19 protein-coding genes are annotated in these 16,597 nt (G+C 71.7%); 11 read left to right on the top strand and 8 right to left on the bottom strand.

Annotated elements, in window-relative coordinates:
* Positions 1-127 precede the first annotated feature (127 nt).
* Together WFJ01_RS11385 and WFJ01_RS11390 are read left to right on the top strand one after the other, a co-directional pair.
* A complete protein-coding gene (locus tag WFJ01_RS11385) occupies positions 128-1,192 on the top strand; it encodes an aldo/keto reductase (protein ID WP_251444515.1) in 1,065 nt (354 codons plus the stop codon).
* A 73-nt stretch (positions 1,193-1,265) separates the two neighbouring features.
* Positions 1,266-1,868, top strand: a complete 603-nt coding sequence (locus WFJ01_RS11390) for a histidine phosphatase family protein (protein WP_251444513.1) — start codon at positions 1,266-1,268, stop codon at positions 1,866-1,868.
* A gap of 157 nt (positions 1,869-2,025) precedes the next feature.
* Here the strand turns inward: WFJ01_RS11390 and WFJ01_RS11395 are convergent, their stop codons facing one another.
* Both WFJ01_RS11395 and WFJ01_RS11400 read right to left on the bottom strand, forming a co-directional pair.
* Complete coding sequence (locus WFJ01_RS11395; protein WP_292880820.1) at positions 2,026-2,460, bottom strand: pyrimidine dimer DNA glycosylase/endonuclease V; 435 nt, start codon at positions 2,458-2,460, stop codon at positions 2,026-2,028.
* Positions 2,457-2,936 (bottom strand): GNAT family N-acetyltransferase, encoded by a 480-nt coding sequence (locus WFJ01_RS11400; RefSeq protein ID WP_251444509.1) that lies wholly within the window; start codon positions 2,934-2,936, stop codon positions 2,457-2,459. The genes WFJ01_RS11395 and WFJ01_RS11400 overlap by 4 nt, the downstream gene beginning before the upstream one ends.
* 85 nt (positions 2,937-3,021) lie before the next feature.
* Here WFJ01_RS11400 and dapB point away from each other — a divergent pair, with 85 nt between their 5' ends.
* Together dapB and WFJ01_RS11410 are read left to right on the top strand one after the other, a co-directional pair.
* A complete protein-coding gene (dapB, locus tag WFJ01_RS11405; RefSeq protein WP_251444507.1) occupies positions 3,022-3,768 on the top strand; it encodes a 4-hydroxy-tetrahydrodipicolinate reductase in 747 nt (248 codons plus the stop codon).
* Positions 3,765-6,920 carry an ATP-binding protein gene (locus tag WFJ01_RS11410; protein ID WP_336629058.1) on the top strand — a complete coding sequence of 1,052 codons (3,156 nt, stop codon included), beginning with the start codon at positions 3,765-3,767 and terminating at the stop codon, positions 6,918-6,920. The genes dapB and WFJ01_RS11410 overlap by 4 nt, the downstream gene beginning before the upstream one ends.
* 96 nt (positions 6,921-7,016) lie before the next feature.
* Here the strand turns inward: WFJ01_RS11410 and WFJ01_RS11415 are convergent, their stop codons facing one another.
* Both WFJ01_RS11415 and WFJ01_RS11420 read right to left on the bottom strand, forming a co-directional pair.
* Entirely contained in the window at positions 7,017-7,847 is an 831-nt protein-coding gene (locus WFJ01_RS11415; RefSeq protein ID WP_336629059.1) for an ABC transporter permease, read from the bottom strand.
* The gene (locus WFJ01_RS11420; RefSeq protein WP_292880804.1) at positions 7,844-8,848 is read right to left on the bottom strand and encodes an ATP-binding cassette domain-containing protein; all 1,005 of its coding nucleotides are present in this window, start codon (positions 8,846-8,848) and stop codon (positions 7,844-7,846) included. Before WFJ01_RS11420 ends, WFJ01_RS11415 begins: the two co-directional genes overlap by 4 nt.
* A 157-nt stretch (positions 8,849-9,005) precedes the next feature.
* Here WFJ01_RS11420 and WFJ01_RS11425 point away from each other — a divergent pair, with 157 nt between their 5' ends.
* Entirely contained in the window at positions 9,006-9,440 is a 435-nt protein-coding gene (locus tag WFJ01_RS11425) for a hypothetical protein (protein WP_336629060.1), read from the top strand.
* 123 nt (positions 9,441-9,563) lie between these two features.
* Here the strand turns inward: WFJ01_RS11425 and WFJ01_RS11430 are convergent, their stop codons facing one another.
* From WFJ01_RS11430 to WFJ01_RS11440, 3 genes are all read right to left on the bottom strand, one after another.
* On the bottom strand, positions 9,564-9,989 hold the full coding sequence (locus tag WFJ01_RS11430) for an OsmC family peroxiredoxin (protein WP_251444497.1): 426 nt from the start codon (positions 9,987-9,989) through the stop codon (positions 9,564-9,566).
* Positions 9,990-10,056: 67 nt separating this feature from the next.
* Complete coding sequence (locus WFJ01_RS11435) at positions 10,057-10,524, bottom strand: DUF4395 domain-containing protein (protein WP_336629061.1); 468 nt, start codon at positions 10,522-10,524, stop codon at positions 10,057-10,059.
* Positions 10,521-10,955: a thioredoxin family protein gene (locus WFJ01_RS11440; protein WP_251444493.1), complete on the bottom strand. Its 435-nt coding sequence runs from the start codon at positions 10,953-10,955 to the stop codon at positions 10,521-10,523. The genes WFJ01_RS11435 and WFJ01_RS11440 overlap by 4 nt, the downstream gene beginning before the upstream one ends.
* Before the next feature lie 102 nt (positions 10,956-11,057).
* Between WFJ01_RS11440 and WFJ01_RS11445 the strand changes: the two genes are divergently transcribed.
* The 4 genes from WFJ01_RS11445 to WFJ01_RS11460 all read left to right on the top strand — a co-directional run bounded on the left by WFJ01_RS11445 (position 11,058) and on the right by WFJ01_RS11460 (position 14,309).
* On the top strand, positions 11,058-11,867 hold the full coding sequence (locus tag WFJ01_RS11445) for a thymidylate synthase (protein WP_292880794.1): 810 nt from the start codon (positions 11,058-11,060) through the stop codon (positions 11,865-11,867).
* Positions 11,864-12,349, top strand: a complete 486-nt coding sequence (locus tag WFJ01_RS11450) for a dihydrofolate reductase (RefSeq protein ID WP_295032216.1) — start codon at positions 11,864-11,866, stop codon at positions 12,347-12,349. Before WFJ01_RS11445 ends, WFJ01_RS11450 begins: the two co-directional genes overlap by 4 nt.
* Positions 12,350-12,379: 30 nt before the next feature.
* Complete coding sequence (locus WFJ01_RS11455) at positions 12,380-13,141, top strand: SDR family NAD(P)-dependent oxidoreductase (RefSeq protein WP_336629062.1); 762 nt, start codon at positions 12,380-12,382, stop codon at positions 13,139-13,141.
* Positions 13,142-13,391: 250 nt separating this feature from the next.
* Positions 13,392-14,309 carry an endonuclease domain-containing protein gene (locus WFJ01_RS11460; RefSeq protein ID WP_336629063.1) on the top strand — a complete coding sequence of 306 codons (918 nt, stop codon included), beginning with the start codon at positions 13,392-13,394 and terminating at the stop codon, positions 14,307-14,309.
* A gap of 193 nt (positions 14,310-14,502) precedes the next feature.
* Here the strand turns inward: WFJ01_RS11460 and WFJ01_RS11465 are convergent, their stop codons facing one another.
* On the bottom strand, positions 14,503-15,042 hold the full coding sequence (locus WFJ01_RS11465) for an NUDIX hydrolase (RefSeq protein WP_336629064.1): 540 nt from the start codon (positions 15,040-15,042) through the stop codon (positions 14,503-14,505).
* A gap of 61 nt (positions 15,043-15,103) precedes the next feature.
* Here WFJ01_RS11465 and WFJ01_RS11470 point away from each other — a divergent pair, with 61 nt between their 5' ends.
* The gene (locus tag WFJ01_RS11470) at positions 15,104-15,523 is read left to right on the top strand and encodes an EF-Tu/IF-2/RF-3 family GTPase (RefSeq protein ID WP_336629065.1); all 420 of its coding nucleotides are present in this window, start codon (positions 15,104-15,106) and stop codon (positions 15,521-15,523) included.
* A 28-nt stretch (positions 15,524-15,551) separates the two neighbouring features.
* Positions 15,552-16,529 carry a 4-hydroxy-tetrahydrodipicolinate synthase gene (gene dapA, locus WFJ01_RS11475; protein WP_045273778.1) on the top strand — a complete coding sequence of 326 codons (978 nt, stop codon included), beginning with the start codon at positions 15,552-15,554 and terminating at the stop codon, positions 16,527-16,529.
* Positions 16,530-16,597: the final 68 nt, after the last annotated feature.

Below are 16,597 nucleotides of genomic sequence, written 5' to 3' on the forward strand. Positions count from 1 at the left end.
CCGTTATCCATTGTTCGCCTCCCGGCCGTCTCAATGAACGGAAGCGTCCGAGGCCTCCCTTACTCTCGTAGGGAACGCACCGGGGGGTGCGTTCGAAGCACAGCGCAGCAGACACGGGGGTGATCGCATGCGTCTCTTCAGTGTCGGACCCGGATCCGCGACCGGCGGTGCCGCGCCTGCCGTCGCGACCGCGCCCGCCGTCACGACGCCGCCCGCCGTGGTCCCGCCGCATCCGTCCGCCCCGATCCCCGTGGTCGGACCCGGCATCGGCACGAGCCTGCGCGTGCCGATCGGCGAGACCGGCATCCGCACCTTCCCGTTGATCCTGGGCGGCGCGGAGTTCGGCTGGAACACCGACGCCGACACCGCCCTGCGCATTCTCGACCGCTACGCCGAGTTCGGCGGCAACGCGGTGCACACCGCCGACAGCTTCGCCGCGGGGCGCAGCGAGCACATCATCGGGCGCTGGCTCGCGTCGCGCCGCAACCGCGACGACATCGTGCTGAGCGTGCGCGTGGGCGGTCACCCCGACAACCCCGGCATCGGCGCGGTGAACCTCGTCCGGGCTGTGGAGGCCTCGCTGAACCGGCTCGGAGTCGAGTGCATCGACGTGCTCTACCTCGACGGCACGGTCGACGACGGCAGCGCCCTCGAGGACACCCTCGCCACGGCGGAGTGGCTGGTCGAGACCGGCAAGGTGCGCCTGCTGGGAGCCTTCGGGTTCACCCCGGAGCGTCTGGTCGAGGCCCGGATCCTCGCCTCAGCGGGGTACCCGCGCATCGAGGTGCTGGACGAGCCGTACAACCTGCTGCGCCGCCAGGGCTTCGAGGGCGACCTGCGACTGGTCGCCGCGGCCCAGGGGCTTGCCGTGACGCCCTCGCACGCCCTCGAGCACGGCTTCCTCTCGGGGCGCCACCGTTCGAAGCAGGCCCTGCAGGGCGTGCGCGGCATGCAGTTGCGCGGAAACATCAACCGCCGCGGAATCAAGGTGCTGCGGGCTCTCGACATCGCGGCGGACGAACTGCAGGTGCCCGTTGCGGCGGTGGCGATCGGCTGGCTGCTCGCGCAGCGCACGGTCACCGCCCCCATCGTCAACGCCTTCGCGACCGACCAGGTGGATGAGCTCATGCAGGGCGCGGGTGTCGCGCTGGGGCGGGCGCAGCTGGCCGAACTCACCCGGGCGGCGAGCTGATCCGGTCCGTGTCCGATCCGTGACATAGGCTGGAAGCACCCCGACCACGGAGTCGGCGACGAGGCGAGCGGTTGTGACGCATTACATCTATCTGGTCCGGCACGGCGAACATCAGGACGCCGAGCACGGTCTCGCCGACGGCCCCCTCTCGCCGCGCGGTCGCCGTCAGGCCGAGCTGATCGCCGACCGCCTGTCCGGGCTCCCGCTCGACGCGATCTGGCATTCTCCGCTGCTGCGCGCCGCCGAGACGGCGAGGGCGATCTCCGAGCGGATCCCCTCGGTCGAGGCTGAGCCGTCCGCGCTGCTGTTCGACTGCGTGCCCACCGGCATGACGGAGGAGACACCGGCCGTCTTCGAGCCCTTCTTCGGATCCGTCACCGATGCGGAGATCGAGGCCGGCAGAGCGCAGATGGACGACGCCGTCAACGAGTACCTGGTCCGCAAGCCCGGTGACGTCCACGAGGTGCTCATCACGCACAACTTCGTGATCGGCTGGTTCGTCCGCGAGGTGCTCGAGGCGCCGGACTGGCGCTGGATGACGCTGAACCAGGCGAACTGCGGACTCACCGTGATCTCGCAGAAGCAGGGCCGCCCGTGGACCCTGCTCGCGCACAACGACCTGAGCCATCTGCCTGTGGAGCTGCGCACCGGCCTGCCGGATCCCCTCGCGGTCTGACCTCACAACCGTGGACGCGGTGCTTGCGCGGCGCGTGTTCGTGACGATCCGCACAGCCTGTCACGATCAGCACACGAGTTCGCCGGATCCGTGTGCTGATCGTCACCACGTGTGCTGATCGTGACGGGCGAGGACGGCCCGCCGCGGCGCGCCGGGATCAGCTGATGCGCTCCCAGTCGGCGATCGGACCCGGCTCGACGATGAAGAGCGGATGCGGATCCGGGAGCGCACTGCCGCGCCACCGCTCCCAGAGGTCCGGGTTGCGGACCTCGAGCTTGCGCAGCAGGTGCCCCCACTCGTACTCGAGCTGACCGTGGGCGACGGGGATCCGCTCCACGGGACCGGTCTTGAGGATCTTCTCCCGCGCGAACCGGTAGCCGCGTGCGTCGGCCTCGTCCACCACTGCGGAGAGGTAGTCGCCGATCGCCGCGAGCGGATCCCGCACGGCGCGGAACCGCTGCAGCTGCGGGTGGTTCGCATAGCCGCGCCGCGTCGGGTCCGCGATCACCGCCTGCGCGAGCAGTCCCTCGCGCCAGCACGCCGTGAGCGCCTGCCGATCGTAGTAGCGGGGGTGAACAGACCACAGCCTCACGCGTGCGCCTCCAGATCCTTCCGATACCACCGGGTCGCGTTGGGATTCTCGTTGTAACGGGGGATTTCGGCGAAGCCGCTGTTGCGGTAGAGGTGGCCGGCCGCCTCGAGCGTGTGGTGGGTGTCGAGCACGAGGGCGCCGGCCCCGAATCCCCGAGCGCGGCGTTCCAGCTCCTCGAGCAGCAGGCGCCCCCAACCGCGACCGCGCGTCTCCGGGCTCAGGAACACGTGCTTGATCTCGAACACGTCCGGCGCGCCGTCGGGCATTGCGACGCGGCGGATCCCGCCGCAGCCCACGATCGCGTCGTCGTCTTCGAGAAGCAGGAAGACGCCGTCAGGATCCTGGAACGCCGCGGCCTTCGGATATGTAGGGGAGTAGGTGCCGCCGGGGAACTCCGCGGCCCGCAGGGTGAAGTAGGCGACCAGCACGGCGTGCGCGTCGGCATCCTCGGGGGATGCGATCCGGAACGTGGGCATGCTCCGACGTTATGCCCTCGACGCGCCCAGGACCGCACCAGCCGCGCGGAGGAGCCGCGTCCGCCGCCCTGAATAGACTGTGGACATGACGACGCGTGTGGCCCTGGTGGGCGCCTCCGGCAAGCTCGGCACCATCATCGGCGATGTGATCGCGCAGCTGGACGGGTTCGAGCTCGGCGCGGTGCTCGGCTCAAACAGCACGATGGACGAGCTCGACGGCGCCGACCTCGTGGTCGATGCGACCACGCCGGCCTCCAGCGTCGAGATCGTGCGCGCCGCGGTCGACCGCGGCATCAACCTCCTCGTCGCGACCTCGGGGTGGTCTGCCGACCGCATCGCCCAGGTGCGGCCGGCCATCGACGCCGCCGGCACGGGAGCGCTGTTCGTGCCCAACTTCTCGCTGGGATCCGTGCTGGGCACGGCGCTGGCCGCCCTCGCCGCTCCGTTCTTCGGGTCCGTCGAGATCATCGAGGCGCACCAGCACACGAAGATCGACTCGCCCAGCGGCACGGCGGTGCGCACTGCGGAACTGATCGCGGCGGCCCGCTCCGAGCAGGGGCCCGTCGATGCGCCGCACGTCGACCAGCGCGCGCGCGGCCAGCAGGTCGCCGGCGTCCCGGTGCACTCGCTGCGCCGGCCCGGCGTGCTCGCCAAGCAGGAGGTCATCCTTTCGGGCCCGGGGGAGTCGCTCACGATCGTGCACGACACCGTGCAGTCGGCGGCGGCGTACGCCCCCGGGATCCGCCTCGCCTTGCCGTACGCCCGTGATCTGCGCGGTGTGGTCGTGGGCCTGGAGAACGTGATCGATCTGGGGATCCGGCCGCGCGCATGACCGCGCGCATCGGCGTGCTCGGCCCGGTGCGGATCGCGGATCGCGACGCCGGAGGCACGCCCATGCGCGCTCTGCTGGCGGCGCTCGTCCTGGCGGGCACCGGCACCACGCGATCCGTGCCCGCGCTGGCCGACGAGGTCTGGGGAGACGACCAGCCGCAGAACCCGAAGGCGGCCCTGCAGACGCTCGTCTCCCGGGCCAGGGCGCTCGCCGGGCCGGACGCCATCGCGAGCGCTCCGGGAGGCTATGCCCTGGGCACCGATGACACCGACCTCCAGTCCGCGCGCCGTCTGCGCGCCGAGGCGGAGACGCTCGAGGACGGCGATCCCGACCGCGTCCGGTTGCTGCGCGCGGCCCTCGCCCTGTGGCGGGGCGAGCCCGGCGCGGACCTCGCGGGGGCTCCGATCGCGGAGGAGCTCGCGGCGCACACGCAGGGGCTGCAGGCCGCACTCCGCGGCTGCCTCGCCGCCTCGCTCGTGGCCGCTGGGCAGGCGGCGGAGGGCATCGGGATCCTCGAGGAACTCGCTGCGGCCCATCCGCTCGATGAGACGGCGCACGCCGCGCTGATGACGGCACTCGCCGACGACGGCAGGGTCCCTGAGGCCCTCGGCGTCTTCGCACGGCTGCGCGCCGCCCTCGCCGACGCGCTGGGCAGCTCGCCCGGCCCCGAGCTCGTCGAGTTGAACGCGCGGCTGCTGCGCGGGCGGGACGAGGGGCCGCGGGTGCGGATCGGCGTGCAGTCCGCCCCGAACGAGCTCATCGGCCGCGACGGAGCGCTGGCGAGCGCGCGCGTCCTGCTGCGCACCGCACGGCTCGTGACCATCATGGGCGCGGGCGGACTGGGCAAGACCCGGCTCGCGCAGGCACTGGCGGCGGAGTCGCCGGCGCCCGCCGTGGTCGTCGTCCCGCTCGCCGGTGTGCGCACCGACGGGGGCGTGCCGCTGGCGGTCGCCGCCGCCCTGGGAATCAGCGAGAACGCCCCCGGCGGCAGGCTCTCGGAGCAGCGTCCGCGTCCCGACCTCGGCGCCCGCATCATCGCCGCTCTCGGTGAGCGGACGACGCTCCTGGTCCTGGACAACTGCGAGCAGGTGATCGACGGTGTCGCGCGCTGGTCGGCGGATCTGCTGGCCATGGTGCCGTCGTTGCGGATCCTGACCACCAGCCGCACCCCGCTCGCGATCGCCGCGGAGCGCGTGCTGCCGCTGGAGCCGCTGGAGATCGAGGCGACGCAGGATGCACCGGCCGTGCGCCTCTTCGTGGAGCGTGCGCAGGTCGCACGTCCGGGCGCGACGCTCGATCTCGAGGTCGTCGCGCGCCTGTGCGCACGTCTGGACGGGTTGCCGCTCGCGATCGAGCTCGCTGCGGCGCGGGTGCGCACGATGACGCCCGAGCAGATCGAACGGCGGCTGGAGAACCGGTTCGCGCTGCTGACCACCGGTGACCGTTCGGCTCCCGAGCGCCACCGCACGCTGGAGGCCGTGATCGAGTGGAGCTGGGATCTGCTCTCGCCGGAGGCGCGGCAGGCGCTCGCGCTGCTGTCCGTGCTTCCCGGCGGCTTCTCGGCGGAGACCGCCGACGCCGTCCTGACCGCTGCGTCCGACGATGTGCTGGAGGGACTCGTCTCGCAGTCGCTGCTGAACGTCGTGGAGATCGGCGACGGCGACGTGCGCTTCCGCATGCTGGAGACCGTGCGCGAGTTCGGACACGACCGGCTGGTCGAGATCGGCGCCGAGCAGGACGCGTGGGAGGCCGTGGTCGCCTGGGCGCTCGCCTTCGTCGCCGCGCACGGTGCGAGGGCGCGGGCGTTCCCCGCGGGCCTGACCGCGCGGGCGCACCTCGCGATCACGCGCGAGCACGACAACCTCGTGCATGTGCTGCGGCACCTGGTCGCGGAGCGACGCGGCGGCGACGCGGTGCGTCTGTTCACCGTCCTCGGGCAGTCCTGGTTCATCCGCGGCTCCTTCACCGAGTTCATCGGCTATGCGGGGCCGATGATCGAGATCGTGGACGCCCTGCCGGCCGGGGAGGTCGAGCCCGACCTGCAGGTCATGGCCGTCGTGATGGCCTCGCTCGGCTGCATGATCAGCGGGGACCCCCTCGCCGCGCGCGGACTCGCCTTCGTCGCCCGTGCCGTGCGCGCAGCCGGCGACGCGCTCGCACCGGCCTGGCAGCTGCTGTCGGACGCGCTGCTCTCCGTGGGACGGGGCGCGCCGATGGGGTCGTTGCCCGAGGGGCCGCAGAGGTCGGATCCGCGCGCTCAGCTGGCCGCGGACGTGCTGCGCTCGCACCGCGCGGAGAACGACGGCGAGGCGGAGGAGGCGATGGAAGCCGCCCGCAGCGCCTGGCAGCGGGCGCGCAGCCTCGACGAGCGGTGGGCGGAGGGCATGGCCGCCGACCTCGCCGCCCAGCTGGCCGCGCAGTCGGCCCGTCCGGCCGAGGCGATGACCTGGATCCAGCGTGCGGGCGCCGTGTTCGCCGAGTTCGATGCGCAGGATCAGATCGACCACCAGGAGTGGGTGCGCGGAGGCGCGCTGCTCTGCCTGGGCCGCGGCGACGAGGCCCGAGCGCTGTTCAGCCGGCTCGTCGAAGAAGGGGGCCTCAGCCAGGACGGCGTGGAACTGGGGTCGATCGGTCTGTACGGGCTCGCGGAGGCCGACCTCCTGGAGGGGCGCAGGGCCGACGCGACCGAGGGCTTCCGCCAGGCTATGGCGGCTTTCGCCGATCCCGTGCACCGTCGCTCGCCCTGGTACCTGATGGCGCTGTCGGGGTATGTCTCGGCGGCCGTGCGGGAGCTCGAGGTGCCGGAGGCGGAGCTGGCCGTGTGGGAGCGGCGGCTGCGCACGCGCACCATCGCCGCCTGCCGGCTGCGCCGGGAGGGCGTGGACCGGCCGGTGCTCGGTACGGCCCTGATCGGATGGTCGGCCTGGGCGATCCGGCAGCCGGAGCTCATCGGACGGGGGACGGCGGCCGTCGCGCTCGCCGAGGTGCTCGGCGGGAGGCAGAACATGCCGAGTCTCAGCCTCGCCGTGCACCTCGCGGATGCGGAGAGGATCGCCGGATCCGCGGAGGTCGCCGAGGCCCGGGCGGACGCGGCGGCACTGGATCCTGACGAGAGGGTGGCGCGCGGCCTCGCCGTGCTGGGCGCTCGCTGAGCACGGGGCGCTCGCTGAGCACGGCGCGCGGAGAGCGGTGCCGCCCAGCGCCGAGGGGCGCCCTCCGAGAGGAGGACGTCCCGTGACGGGCCCTGTTCAGGCCTTGCGCATGTACGCCCGCACGGTGAGCGGGGCGAAGATCGCGACGATCACCACGGCGCCGAGGAGTGACACCCAGGCGTCGGCACCGAACGCGCCCGTGTTGACCAGATCGCGCACGGCGGTGACGAGATGCGAGACCGGGTTGACGTTCACGAACCACTGCAGCCAGCTCGGCATCGTGTCGACCGGGACGAACGCGTTGGAGAGGAACGTGAGCGGGAACAGGATGAGCATCGAGATGCCCTGCACGCTCGACGCGGTCCGGGCGATGACGCCGGCGAAGGCGAAGATCCAGCTGATCGCCCAAGAGCACGCGATCACCAGCAGGCCGGCGGCGACGACAGCGCCGAGGCCGCCCGCCGGACGGAAGCCCATGATGAAACCCATCGTGAACGTCAGCACGGTGGCGATGCCGTAACGGATCGTGTCGGCCAGCAGTGCCCCGGACAGCGGCGCGATACGCGCGATCGGCAGCGAGCGGAAGCGGTCGAACACGCCCTTGTCCATGTCCTCGCGCAGCTGCACGCCGGTCACGACCGAGGTCGTGATCACGGTCTGCACGAGGATCCCGGGGATGATCACGGGCAGGTAGTTCGTGACGTCGCCGGAGATCGCTCCACCGAAGATGTAGGTGAACATCAGGGTGAACAGGATCGGCTGCAGGGTCACGTCGACCAGCTGCTCCGGGGTCCTGCGGATCTTGATGAGGCCGCGGGCCGCCATGGTGACGGTGTTGCGCAGCGTCAGGGACAGGCTCGGGCGCGGGTCCGGCCGGCGCTCGGAAGCGGGGACGATACGACCGGCGACAGGGGAGAGAGTGCTCATGCGCGGACCTCCTGGATCTGTGCGGCGGTGGGATCCCCGGCGGGCTCCTCCTCGGCCGGGTGGCCGGTGATGGTGAGGAACACCTCGTCGAGGGTGGGCTTCTGCACGCTCACCTCCGCGAGACCGATCCCGGCCTCGCGGAACGTGATCAGCAGATCGGCGATCCGGTCGGGGTCGGCCATCGGAGCGGTGATGCGGGACGCCTCGGGCGAGAGGACGCCGCGGACGCCGAGGGTCTGCTCGATCGCGCGCAGCGCGTCGGCCGTGTCGGCGGCGTCGCGGACGCGGAGCTGCAGCGAGGAGGTGCCGACGGAGGCCTTCAGGTCGTCCGGGGTGCCCTCGGCCACGACCCTGCCCCGGTCGATCACGGCGATGCGGTCGGCGAGCTGGTCGGCCTCGTCGAGGTACTGCGTCGTCAGCAGCACGGTGGATCCGGTGCTCACGAGCTCGCGGATCGTGTCCCACATCTGCCCGCGCGTGCGCGGATCGAGGCCGGTGGTCGGCTCATCGAGGAAGATCAGCGGCGGCTGCGCGAGGAGCGAGGCGGCGAGGTCGAGGCGCCGCCGCATGCCGCCGGAGAAGTTCTGCAGCGGACGCTTCGCCGCCTCGGACAACCCGAACCGATCGAGGAGATCCGCGGACTTCGCCTTCGCCTCGCTGCGGCTCAGACCCAGCAGACGGGAGAAGATCATGAGGTTCTCGGTCGCGGAGAGCGTCTCGTCGACCGAGGCGAACTGCCCGGTGACGCCGATGAGCTGCCGCACGACGTGCGGCTCTCGGACGACGTCGTGCCCGAACACGCGGCCGGTGCCGCCGTCCGGACGCAGCAGCGTCGCGAGCATGTTGATGGTGGTCGTCTTGCCGGCGCCGTTCGGGCCGAGGACGCCGTAGACGGCGCCGGTGCGCACCTGCAGGTCGACGCCGTCGACCGCGCGGTTCGCACCGAACACCTTCACGAGTCCGTCGGCCTCGAGGGCCCAGTCGGTGGTGGAGTTCGTCATGTTCCGAGCATCCGGCCCGCCGCTTTCGGACCGCTGTCGTGTCGCTGTCGTACGCTGTCCGGCGCTGTCCGCGGCGGTGCCGTCGAGCGTCGGCCCCCCCGGGAGCGGGCCTGTCGCCGGCGCCGGACGCGACGGCGCGCCGACCTAGGATGGAGGGATGGGATCCCGGATCGGCGTCGCCGTCATGGCCGCGCTCCTCGTGCTGTACATCGCACTCGTCGGCTGGCGCGCGGTGGTGCTGCTCGGGTCGGGGCAGGCGCTCGGGATCGCCATGGGCGCGGCCCTGCTCGTGATGCCGCTGATCGGAGCATGGGCGCTGGTGCGCGAGCTGCAGTTCGGCCTCGCGGCCGACCGCCTCGGCCGCACGCTGAACGACGAGGGCGGGATGCCGGAGGCGCCGGAGCACCTGCGCTCGAACGGGCGCCTGCTGCCCGAGGACGCCGACCGTCTCCTGGCGGAGTACGGCGCCGCCGCCGAGGCGGGCCCGGAGGACTGGCGCGCGCAGTACCGCCTGGGCGTGGTCCAGGATGCGGCCGGTCGGCGGAAGGATGCGCGCGCCGCGATCCGCGCCGCGATCCGACTCGCGAAGTAGGTGCTCCGCCGTCTTCGGGCGACGGCGCGCCACCGGTCTCGCGGACCGCGGCGCAGGACCGGTCTCTGATGCGAAAGGGCCGCGCCTCCGAGGAGGCACGGCCCTTCGAGGTTCGCGAGGCGTTCAGGCCAGGGTCGCCTCGAGCGTGATCTCGATGCCCGACAGCGCGGCGGAGACGGGGCAGCCCACCTTGGCCTCCTGAGCGAGGCGCTGGAAGGTCTCGGCGTCGAGGCCGGGCACCGTCGCGTTCACGTTGAGGTGGCTGCCGGTGATGCCGACGCCGGGCTTGAACGTGACGGACGCGGTCGTGTCGACCCGCTCCGCGGGGGTGCCGTTTCCGGCCAGCGCGTGCGAGAGCGCCATGCTGAAGCAGGAGGAGTGCGCGGCGGCGATGAGCTCCTCGGGCGTGGTCGTGGTCTCGGACCCCTCGGAACGGGCCTTCCAGTTCAGGGGGAACGTGCCCAGGTGCGAGGAGGAGAAGGAGACGGATCCCTCGCCTTCGATGAGACTTCCGGTCCAGGTGGCAGCGGCTTCGCTCGTGACGGACATGGGATCCTCCGATCGGAATGGGTGAGGCTGCCAGCCTATCGACCGGGCCCGCGGGGATCCTTACTTCTCAGGGAAGTCGCGGCGCCCGGCCCAGGATGCCCGCGCGCTGGAGCAGCAGGTAGAGCTGGCAGCCCAGGCAGAGGCCGAAGGCCGCGTTCAGGAAAGCAGCCACGAACGCCATCGCGGTGGCGATGGGCAGCGCCCACGGCACGCCGAGCAGATGCAGCAGCAGCCCGACCGTCACGACGAACAGGCCCACGCCCTGGGCGAAGCGCGGCGGGCGCGGGTCCTCCAGCTCGGCCGGGGGATCCAGGCGCGGGCGGACGAGTGTGCGGAACAGCAGGCTCCACGGCTGGGTGCGCGGCGAGAGCACGCCCCAGAGGAAGAGCAGCGCGATCACGAGGGTGAGCAGGAACGCCGGCGCGTTGAACGGCGCGCTGACGAGTCCCAGCACGGTCGCGACGAGGAGCAGGGCGGAGGTGATCCACGCGGCGAAGCGCGGGCCGCGGGGATCGATGCCGGCGGGAGCGGTCATGGACGGGCCTCCTGAGGAGTCGTGGCGGCGAGCGCGGCGAGCACGTCGGCCCGCGCGGGCACGCCGGTGAAACGGGAGCGGATCCGGCCCTCCGGATCGACGACGAGCGTGGTCGGCGTCGAGAGCACCTTGTATCGCGCGGCCAGGTCGGAGCGCGAGGTGAGGTCGACCTCCGCCAGCACGACGCCGGCGCGCTCGTCGGCGACGGAGCCGAGCATGCGCCGCACCTGCGGGCAGCGTGCGCAGAACTCGGTGCTGAACTGCACCAGCGTCGCCTGGGACCCGAGCGGTCGCATGAGGTCGGCGGGATCCACGTGCCGGTCGCCGTGCACGACCACGGCCCGGCCGTCCCGGCGGCGCAGGAGCAGACCGGCCACGACGGTCGCCGCGAGCAGCGCGGCGCCGATGACGAGGGCGATCGGCAGGGACATGCTCCGAGGCTACGTCCGAGTCGGCAGGGCAGGGGCGGATATGACGGTTCGAGTCAGCGTGCTCCCGCCCGCCGCCGCTCGCCCGCCGGTACGCTGAAAGCCATGAGCGCCGCGATCCCCACGCCGTACGAAGACCTGCTCCGCGACGTGCTGGCCACGGGCACGCACAAGGACGATCGCACCGGCACGGGAACGACCAGCGTGTTCGGGCGCCAGATCCGCTTCGATCTCTCACAGGGCTTCCCGTTGATCACCACCAAGCGCGTGCACTTCAAGTCGATCGCGTACGAGCTGCTCTGGTTCCTGCGCGGCGACTCGAACGTGCGCTGGCTGCAGGAGCACGGCGTCACCATCTGGGACGAGTGGGCCGACGCCGACGGCGACCTCGGACCGGTGTACGGAGTGCAGTGGCGTTCCTGGCCGACGCCCGACGGCGGGCACATCGACCAGCTGCAGCAGGTGATCGACCAGATCCGGAACTCGCCGGATTCGCGCCGCATCATCGTCTCGGCCTGGAACCCGGCGGACATCCCCGACATGGCGCTCGCCCCCTGCCACGCCCTGTTCCAGTTCTACGTGGCCGACGGCAAGCTGTCCTGCCAGCTCTACCAGCGCAGCGCCGATCTCTTCCTCGGCGTGCCGTTCAACATCGCCTCCTACGCGCTGCTCACCCTCATGGTGGCGCAGCAGACCGGCCTCGAGCCGGGCGACTTCGTGTGGACCGGCGGCGACTGCCACATCTACGACAACCACCTCGAGCAGGTGCGCGAGCAGCTCACCCGGGACCCCTACCCGTACCCGACGCTGCGGATCACCCGGAAGCCGGACTCGATCTTCGACTACGCGTATGAGGACTTCTCCGTCGAGGACTACCAGCACCACCCGGCGATCCGGGCGGCGGTGGCGGTGTGATCGCCGGAACGCGCATCGGGCTGATCTGGGCGGAGGCGGAGGACGGCGTGATCGGCGCCGGCGGCACCATGCCCTGGCACGTGCCGGAGGACCTCGCCCACTTCAAGGAGGTCACCCTCGGAGCCCCCGTGGTCATGGGTCGGCGCACCTGGGAGTCCCTTCCCGAGCGGTTCCGTCCGCTACCGGGACGCGAGAACGTCGTCATCACGCGGCAGACGGGATGGCGCTCCGACGGCGCGCGCGCTGCAGGATCGGTCGCCGACGGCCTCGCCGGTCTCGACGAGGCCTGGGTGATCGGGGGCGGCGAGATCTTCCGCGAGGTGATCGGCCATGCCGACCGTCTCGAGGTGACCGAGCTCGACCTCGACGTGCCCGGCGACGCCTTCGCTCCGTCGCGCGAGGGGTTCCGCCTCGTCTCGGAGGGGGAGTGGCAGACCAGCCGGACCGGGATCCGCTTCCGTTTCCTCGGCTACCAGCGCTGACCGCATCCCCGTTCCGACAGGAGGACCCGTATGCCCGTTGCCCTCATCACCGGTGCCAGCGCAGGACTTGGTGCCGAGTTCGCCCGTCAGCTCGCCGACCGCGGGGCAGACCTCGTGCTGGTCGCCCGGTCGGATGACGCGCTGCAGGCGCTCGCCGCCGAGCTGCGCGCGAGTCATGGCGTCGCCGTCGAGGTGCTCCTCGCCGACCTCGCCGAGGAGCCGGACGTCGATCGCGTGGCGCAGCGGATCGCCGACGCGGCACGCCCGATCGACCTGCTCGTGAACAACGCCGGATTCGGGCTGCCGCTGCACTTCGCCGACAACGACATCGCGGACGAGGTGCGGCACCTGCGCGTCCACGTCGAGGCGCCGATGCGGCTCATGCACGCGGCCCTGGGGGTCATGCGCGGCCGCGGCGGACGGATCATTAACGTCGCCTCGGTGGCCGGCTTCATCTCGCGGTCGACGTACTCCGCGTGCAAGGCGTGGCTCATCGGATTCAGCCGCTGGGCGAACGGCGAGTACGCGCGCGACGGCGTCACGGTCACCGCGCTCTGCCCCGGGTTCGTGCACACGACCTTCCACTCGCGGATGGGGCTCGGCGCCGGACAGGAAGGGGTGCCGCGGTTCCTCTGGCTGGATGCCCCCTTCGTCGTCCGCCAGGGACTGCGCGCCGCCGCGCAGGGCAGATCCGTCGCGATCCCGTCGCTGCGCTACAAGGCGGTCATCCTCGGTTCGCGACTGGTCCCGCGTTCGCTCACGACGCGCATCGCCCGCCGCGGCCGCATGTAGTCCGCCGAACCTCTCGCGCGGATCCGGGCCGTTCTGCAGGGAGCTTCCGTGTTCTGCAGGGCCGTAAGCCTGAACCGCCCACCAACGTCGCGTCTTTCTGCGGAAAGGGCGACGGTGGGCGGCCCCAGACCCTGCACATTGACCTACCCTCCCTGCACAACGGCTTGCTCGCCGTCCCTCCATTCGTCCTCCACAGATCGGCCTCCGGACGAGTTGTCCACCGATCGCGGGATCGGCAACCGGCGCGCCTGTGCAGGCGGGCAACATCGAGCGGGTGTCGATCGAACGAGTTCTGGCCGGGTACGGCGGCGTGGCGCGCCGCGCACAGCTCGAGGGCCACGGGATCCGCCGGGCGGCGATCGCCCGGGCGGTCGCCGACGGCGGGGTCATCCTCGTGCGCAAGGGCGTCTACGCACTCGCGCACGTCGATGCGGACGTGCTGACTGCGGCCAGGCACGGAGGTGAAGTCGGCTGTGCGGGAGCGCTCCGGCAGCGCGGAGTGTGGATCCTGGACGATGCCGAGGAGGGGAGCGCGGCGCCGTCCTCTCGACCCCACGTCTGGATCGGTCCATCCGGCCGACAGCACCGACATGCCGCTTGCCGGTGCCGGACGCATCACGAGACGGGGGAGCGCGGCGCTGGGTTCGGCTTCGTGGATGTGCTCCTCGCACTGATCCAATTCGCGTGCTGCGCCTCGCCCGAGGCGTTCTTCGTCGCTCTCGAGTCGTCGCTGCATCTCGGCCTGATCGGCTTGGCCGGCGTGCAACGCCTGCGCGAGAGACTTCCGGCGCGCTTCCACGAGCTCCTCGACCTCGCTGACGACCGTTCGGAGAGCGGATTGGAATCTCTGCTGAAGCTGCGCCTGCGACGTTGCGGGATCACCCTGGCGGCCCAAGTGCAGATCGACGGCGTCGGTCGTGTCGACTTCGTGCTCGGCGGCCGGATCATCCTCGAAGTCGACGGGCGTCTCAACCACGATGGCGCGTCACACCGGCACAAGGACCTGATGCGCGACGCCAGGGCTGCCGCTCAGGGGTATGAGACCCTGCGGTTCGACTACGCGATGATCGTGCATGACTGGCCGGCCGTTCTCGCGGCCATCGAGGGGCGGCTCGCCGCGCTCGGGGCCGTTGTGCAGGGAGCCTCCGTCGTTGCGCAGGGTCGTTGAGCAGATCGGTGGATCTCCCGGGCGAGATTCCGCGGGGCGTCAGCGGAGCGCGACGCGGCGTCCCTGCAGAACGCCCCACCCGCCCTGCGCATCGGCGTCCGCGGCAGCGGCAGCGGCAGCGGCGGCGTCCGCGGCAGCGGCACCAGTGCCGCCTGCACAGCGGCCCGCATCGGCGTGGCGGCCTGCACCCGGCTCAGGCGAAGCGGCCGAGACGGATCCCCGCGTACGCGAGGGCGGCGATCGTCTCGCCGTCGCGGATGCGTCCATCGGCCACCATCGCGAGCGCCTCGGCGAACGGCACCCACGCCAGTTCGTCGATGCCCTCTTCGGCCTGCGTGAGCGTGCTGTCCTCGGCCTGGCGCAGGCCCCGGGCGAGGAAGACGTGCTCCGGCGCCACGGTCACCCCGTTGAGGGCGTTCATCGTGCCGATCGGCGTCCACTCGTCCGCTTCGATTCCGGTCTCCTCGAGCAGTTCGCGGCGTGCGGCAACGAGCGGATCCTCGCCGTCGGTGCCCCCGGCGGGCACTTCGATCGAGCGTCCGGTCGTGTAGCGGTCGATCGTGACCAGGCACACCCGGTCCTCCGTGTCGAGGGCGACGACGAAGACGGCCGGATTCTTCAGCGCGACGACCCCGTAGATCCCGTCGCCCGCGGGGCCCGAGACCTGATCCTCGCGGACGGAGATCCAGCGATTGTCGTAGACGGTGCGCGATTCCCGCGTGTGCCAGGCCATGGCGGGAGCCTAGCCGCCGTGCCCGGGCGTTCAGGACCGCGAGCGCGCCTAGGCTCGGAGCATGGGCTGGTTCGGGAAGAAGAAGGATCCGCTGGACGCGAACGAGATGCTCCGACGGTACAACGCGCAGGAGGCCGAGCGCCTCGCCGCGGCCGGGATCGCTCCGAGCGCGGGAATCGCCTCGGTCGCGGGCACGGTCTCGACCGGCGGGGGCTCCGAGTTCGTCGTGGAGGACGTCTTCACGATCACGGGGCGCGGGCAGGTCGCCACGGGCAGGACCACGACGGGCGCGATGCGCACGGGCGACCGGGTGGTGGTCCTCCGCGGATCCGCGCAGTCGGGCGCCAGCACCATCACCGGGATCGAGATGTTCCGCAAGAAGGCCGATGAGGCGCCGGTGGGCGTCGCCGCGGGGCTGCTCCTCAAGCCGAGCGTCGACCTCGCGCGTGGAGACGTCATCCGGGTGACGCCGACAGCGTGAGGCCGCCGCGAGCAGATACGCTGGAGGCATGACGCACACGGGCAATCCCTTCGGACAGGTGCTCGTCGCCCTCATCACCCCGATGACGGCCGACGGCGAGGTCGACTGGCCTTCCGTCGAGAAGCACATCGACCGCGTCATCTCGGACGGTGCCGACGGCATCGTCGTCACCGGCACCACGGGGGAGACCTCGACCCTCACCGACGCGGAGAAGCTGCGCCTGGTGGAGGTCGGCAAGGACGTCGCCGCCGGGCGCGCGAAGATCATCACGGGCGGCGGCTCCAACGAGACCGCGCACGCGATCGAGCTCTACAAGGCCAGCGAGAAGGCCGGCGCGGACGGCATCATGATCGTCACGCCGTACTACAACAAGCCCACCCAGGCCGGCATCCTGACCCACTTCCGCCTCGTCGCGGACGCGACCGATCTGCCGGTGATCCTCTACGACATCCCCGGGCGCACGGGTGTGCCGATCAAGTACGAGACGATCCTGCGCCTCGCCAAGCACCCCAACATCCTCGCCGTGAAGGACGCCAAGGGCGACTTCTCCGAGGTCAGCCGGGTGCTCAACCAGACCGACCTCATGTACTTCTCCGGCGACGACTCGAACGTGCTCCCGCACCTGTCGATCGGCGCGACCGGCCTCATCGGCGTGACGGCGAACATCACCTCGGCGCCGTACCGCGCGATCGTCGACGCGGTGAACCGGGGCGATCTCGCCGCGGCCACCGCCGAGCACAAGCGCCTGGAGCCGCTCGTGCGCGCCGCGATGACGCACGTGCCCGGCACGGTGTCGGCGAAGTACATCCTGCACGGCCTCGGCCGCATCACGAGCCCCCGCGTCCGCCTGCCCCTCGTGGGGCCGGAGGAGTGGGAGGCCGCTCTCATCGAGGACGAGCTCGCGCTCGTCAAGGACATCCCGGGCGCGGACTTCTCCGACTTCCGCCCCGACCGCAATGCCGCCGCCGGCGGCGCCCTCCCCAAGGTGCACGGCACGACCCGATGAGGGCGTGGCCGACGGGCATCGGGCCCGGACAGGACGGATCCGCGCGGAACGCGCACTCGGATCCGCTC

Origin of the sequence: Microbacterium sp. MMO-35, from assembly GCF_037147555.1 — a bacterium.
Taxonomy (GTDB): Bacteria; Actinomycetota; Actinomycetes; order Actinomycetales; family Microbacteriaceae; genus Microbacterium.

Bases quoted from the DNA above. Each gene is read 5' to 3' on its own strand.
- WFJ01_RS11385 (WP_251444515.1), top strand. From the start codon at position 128: ATGCGTCTCTTCAGTGTCGGACCCGGATCCGCGACCGGCGGTGCCGCG.
- WFJ01_RS11400 (WP_251444509.1), bottom strand. From the start codon at position 2,936: ATGCCCACGTTCCGGATCGCATCCCCCGAGGATGCCGACGCGCACGCC.
- dapB (WP_251444507.1), top strand. From the start codon at position 3,022: ATGACGACGCGTGTGGCCCTGGTGGGCGCCTCCGGCAAGCTCGGCACC.
- WFJ01_RS11410 (WP_336629058.1), top strand. From the start codon at position 3,765: ATGACCGCGCGCATCGGCGTGCTCGGCCCGGTGCGGATCGCGGATCGC.
- WFJ01_RS11415 (WP_336629059.1), bottom strand. From the start codon at position 7,847: ATGAGCACTCTCTCCCCTGTCGCCGGTCGTATCGTCCCCGCTTCCGAG.
- WFJ01_RS11420 (WP_292880804.1), bottom strand. From the start codon at position 8,848: ATGACGAACTCCACCACCGACTGGGCCCTCGAGGCCGACGGACTCGTG.
- WFJ01_RS11425 (WP_336629060.1), top strand. From the start codon at position 9,006: ATGGGATCCCGGATCGGCGTCGCCGTCATGGCCGCGCTCCTCGTGCTG.
- WFJ01_RS11430 (WP_251444497.1), bottom strand. From the start codon at position 9,989: ATGTCCGTCACGAGCGAAGCCGCTGCCACCTGGACCGGAAGTCTCATC.
- WFJ01_RS11435 (WP_336629061.1), bottom strand. From the start codon at position 10,524: ATGACCGCTCCCGCCGGCATCGATCCCCGCGGCCCGCGCTTCGCCGCG.
- WFJ01_RS11440 (WP_251444493.1), bottom strand. From the start codon at position 10,955: ATGTCCCTGCCGATCGCCCTCGTCATCGGCGCCGCGCTGCTCGCGGCG.
- WFJ01_RS11445 (WP_292880794.1), top strand. From the start codon at position 11,058: ATGAGCGCCGCGATCCCCACGCCGTACGAAGACCTGCTCCGCGACGTG.
- WFJ01_RS11455 (WP_336629062.1), top strand. From the start codon at position 12,380: ATGCCCGTTGCCCTCATCACCGGTGCCAGCGCAGGACTTGGTGCCGAG.
- WFJ01_RS11465 (WP_336629064.1), bottom strand. From the start codon at position 15,042: ATGGCCTGGCACACGCGGGAATCGCGCACCGTCTACGACAATCGCTGG.
- WFJ01_RS11470 (WP_336629065.1), top strand. From the start codon at position 15,104: ATGGGCTGGTTCGGGAAGAAGAAGGATCCGCTGGACGCGAACGAGATG.
- dapA (WP_045273778.1), top strand. From the start codon at position 15,552: ATGACGCACACGGGCAATCCCTTCGGACAGGTGCTCGTCGCCCTCATC.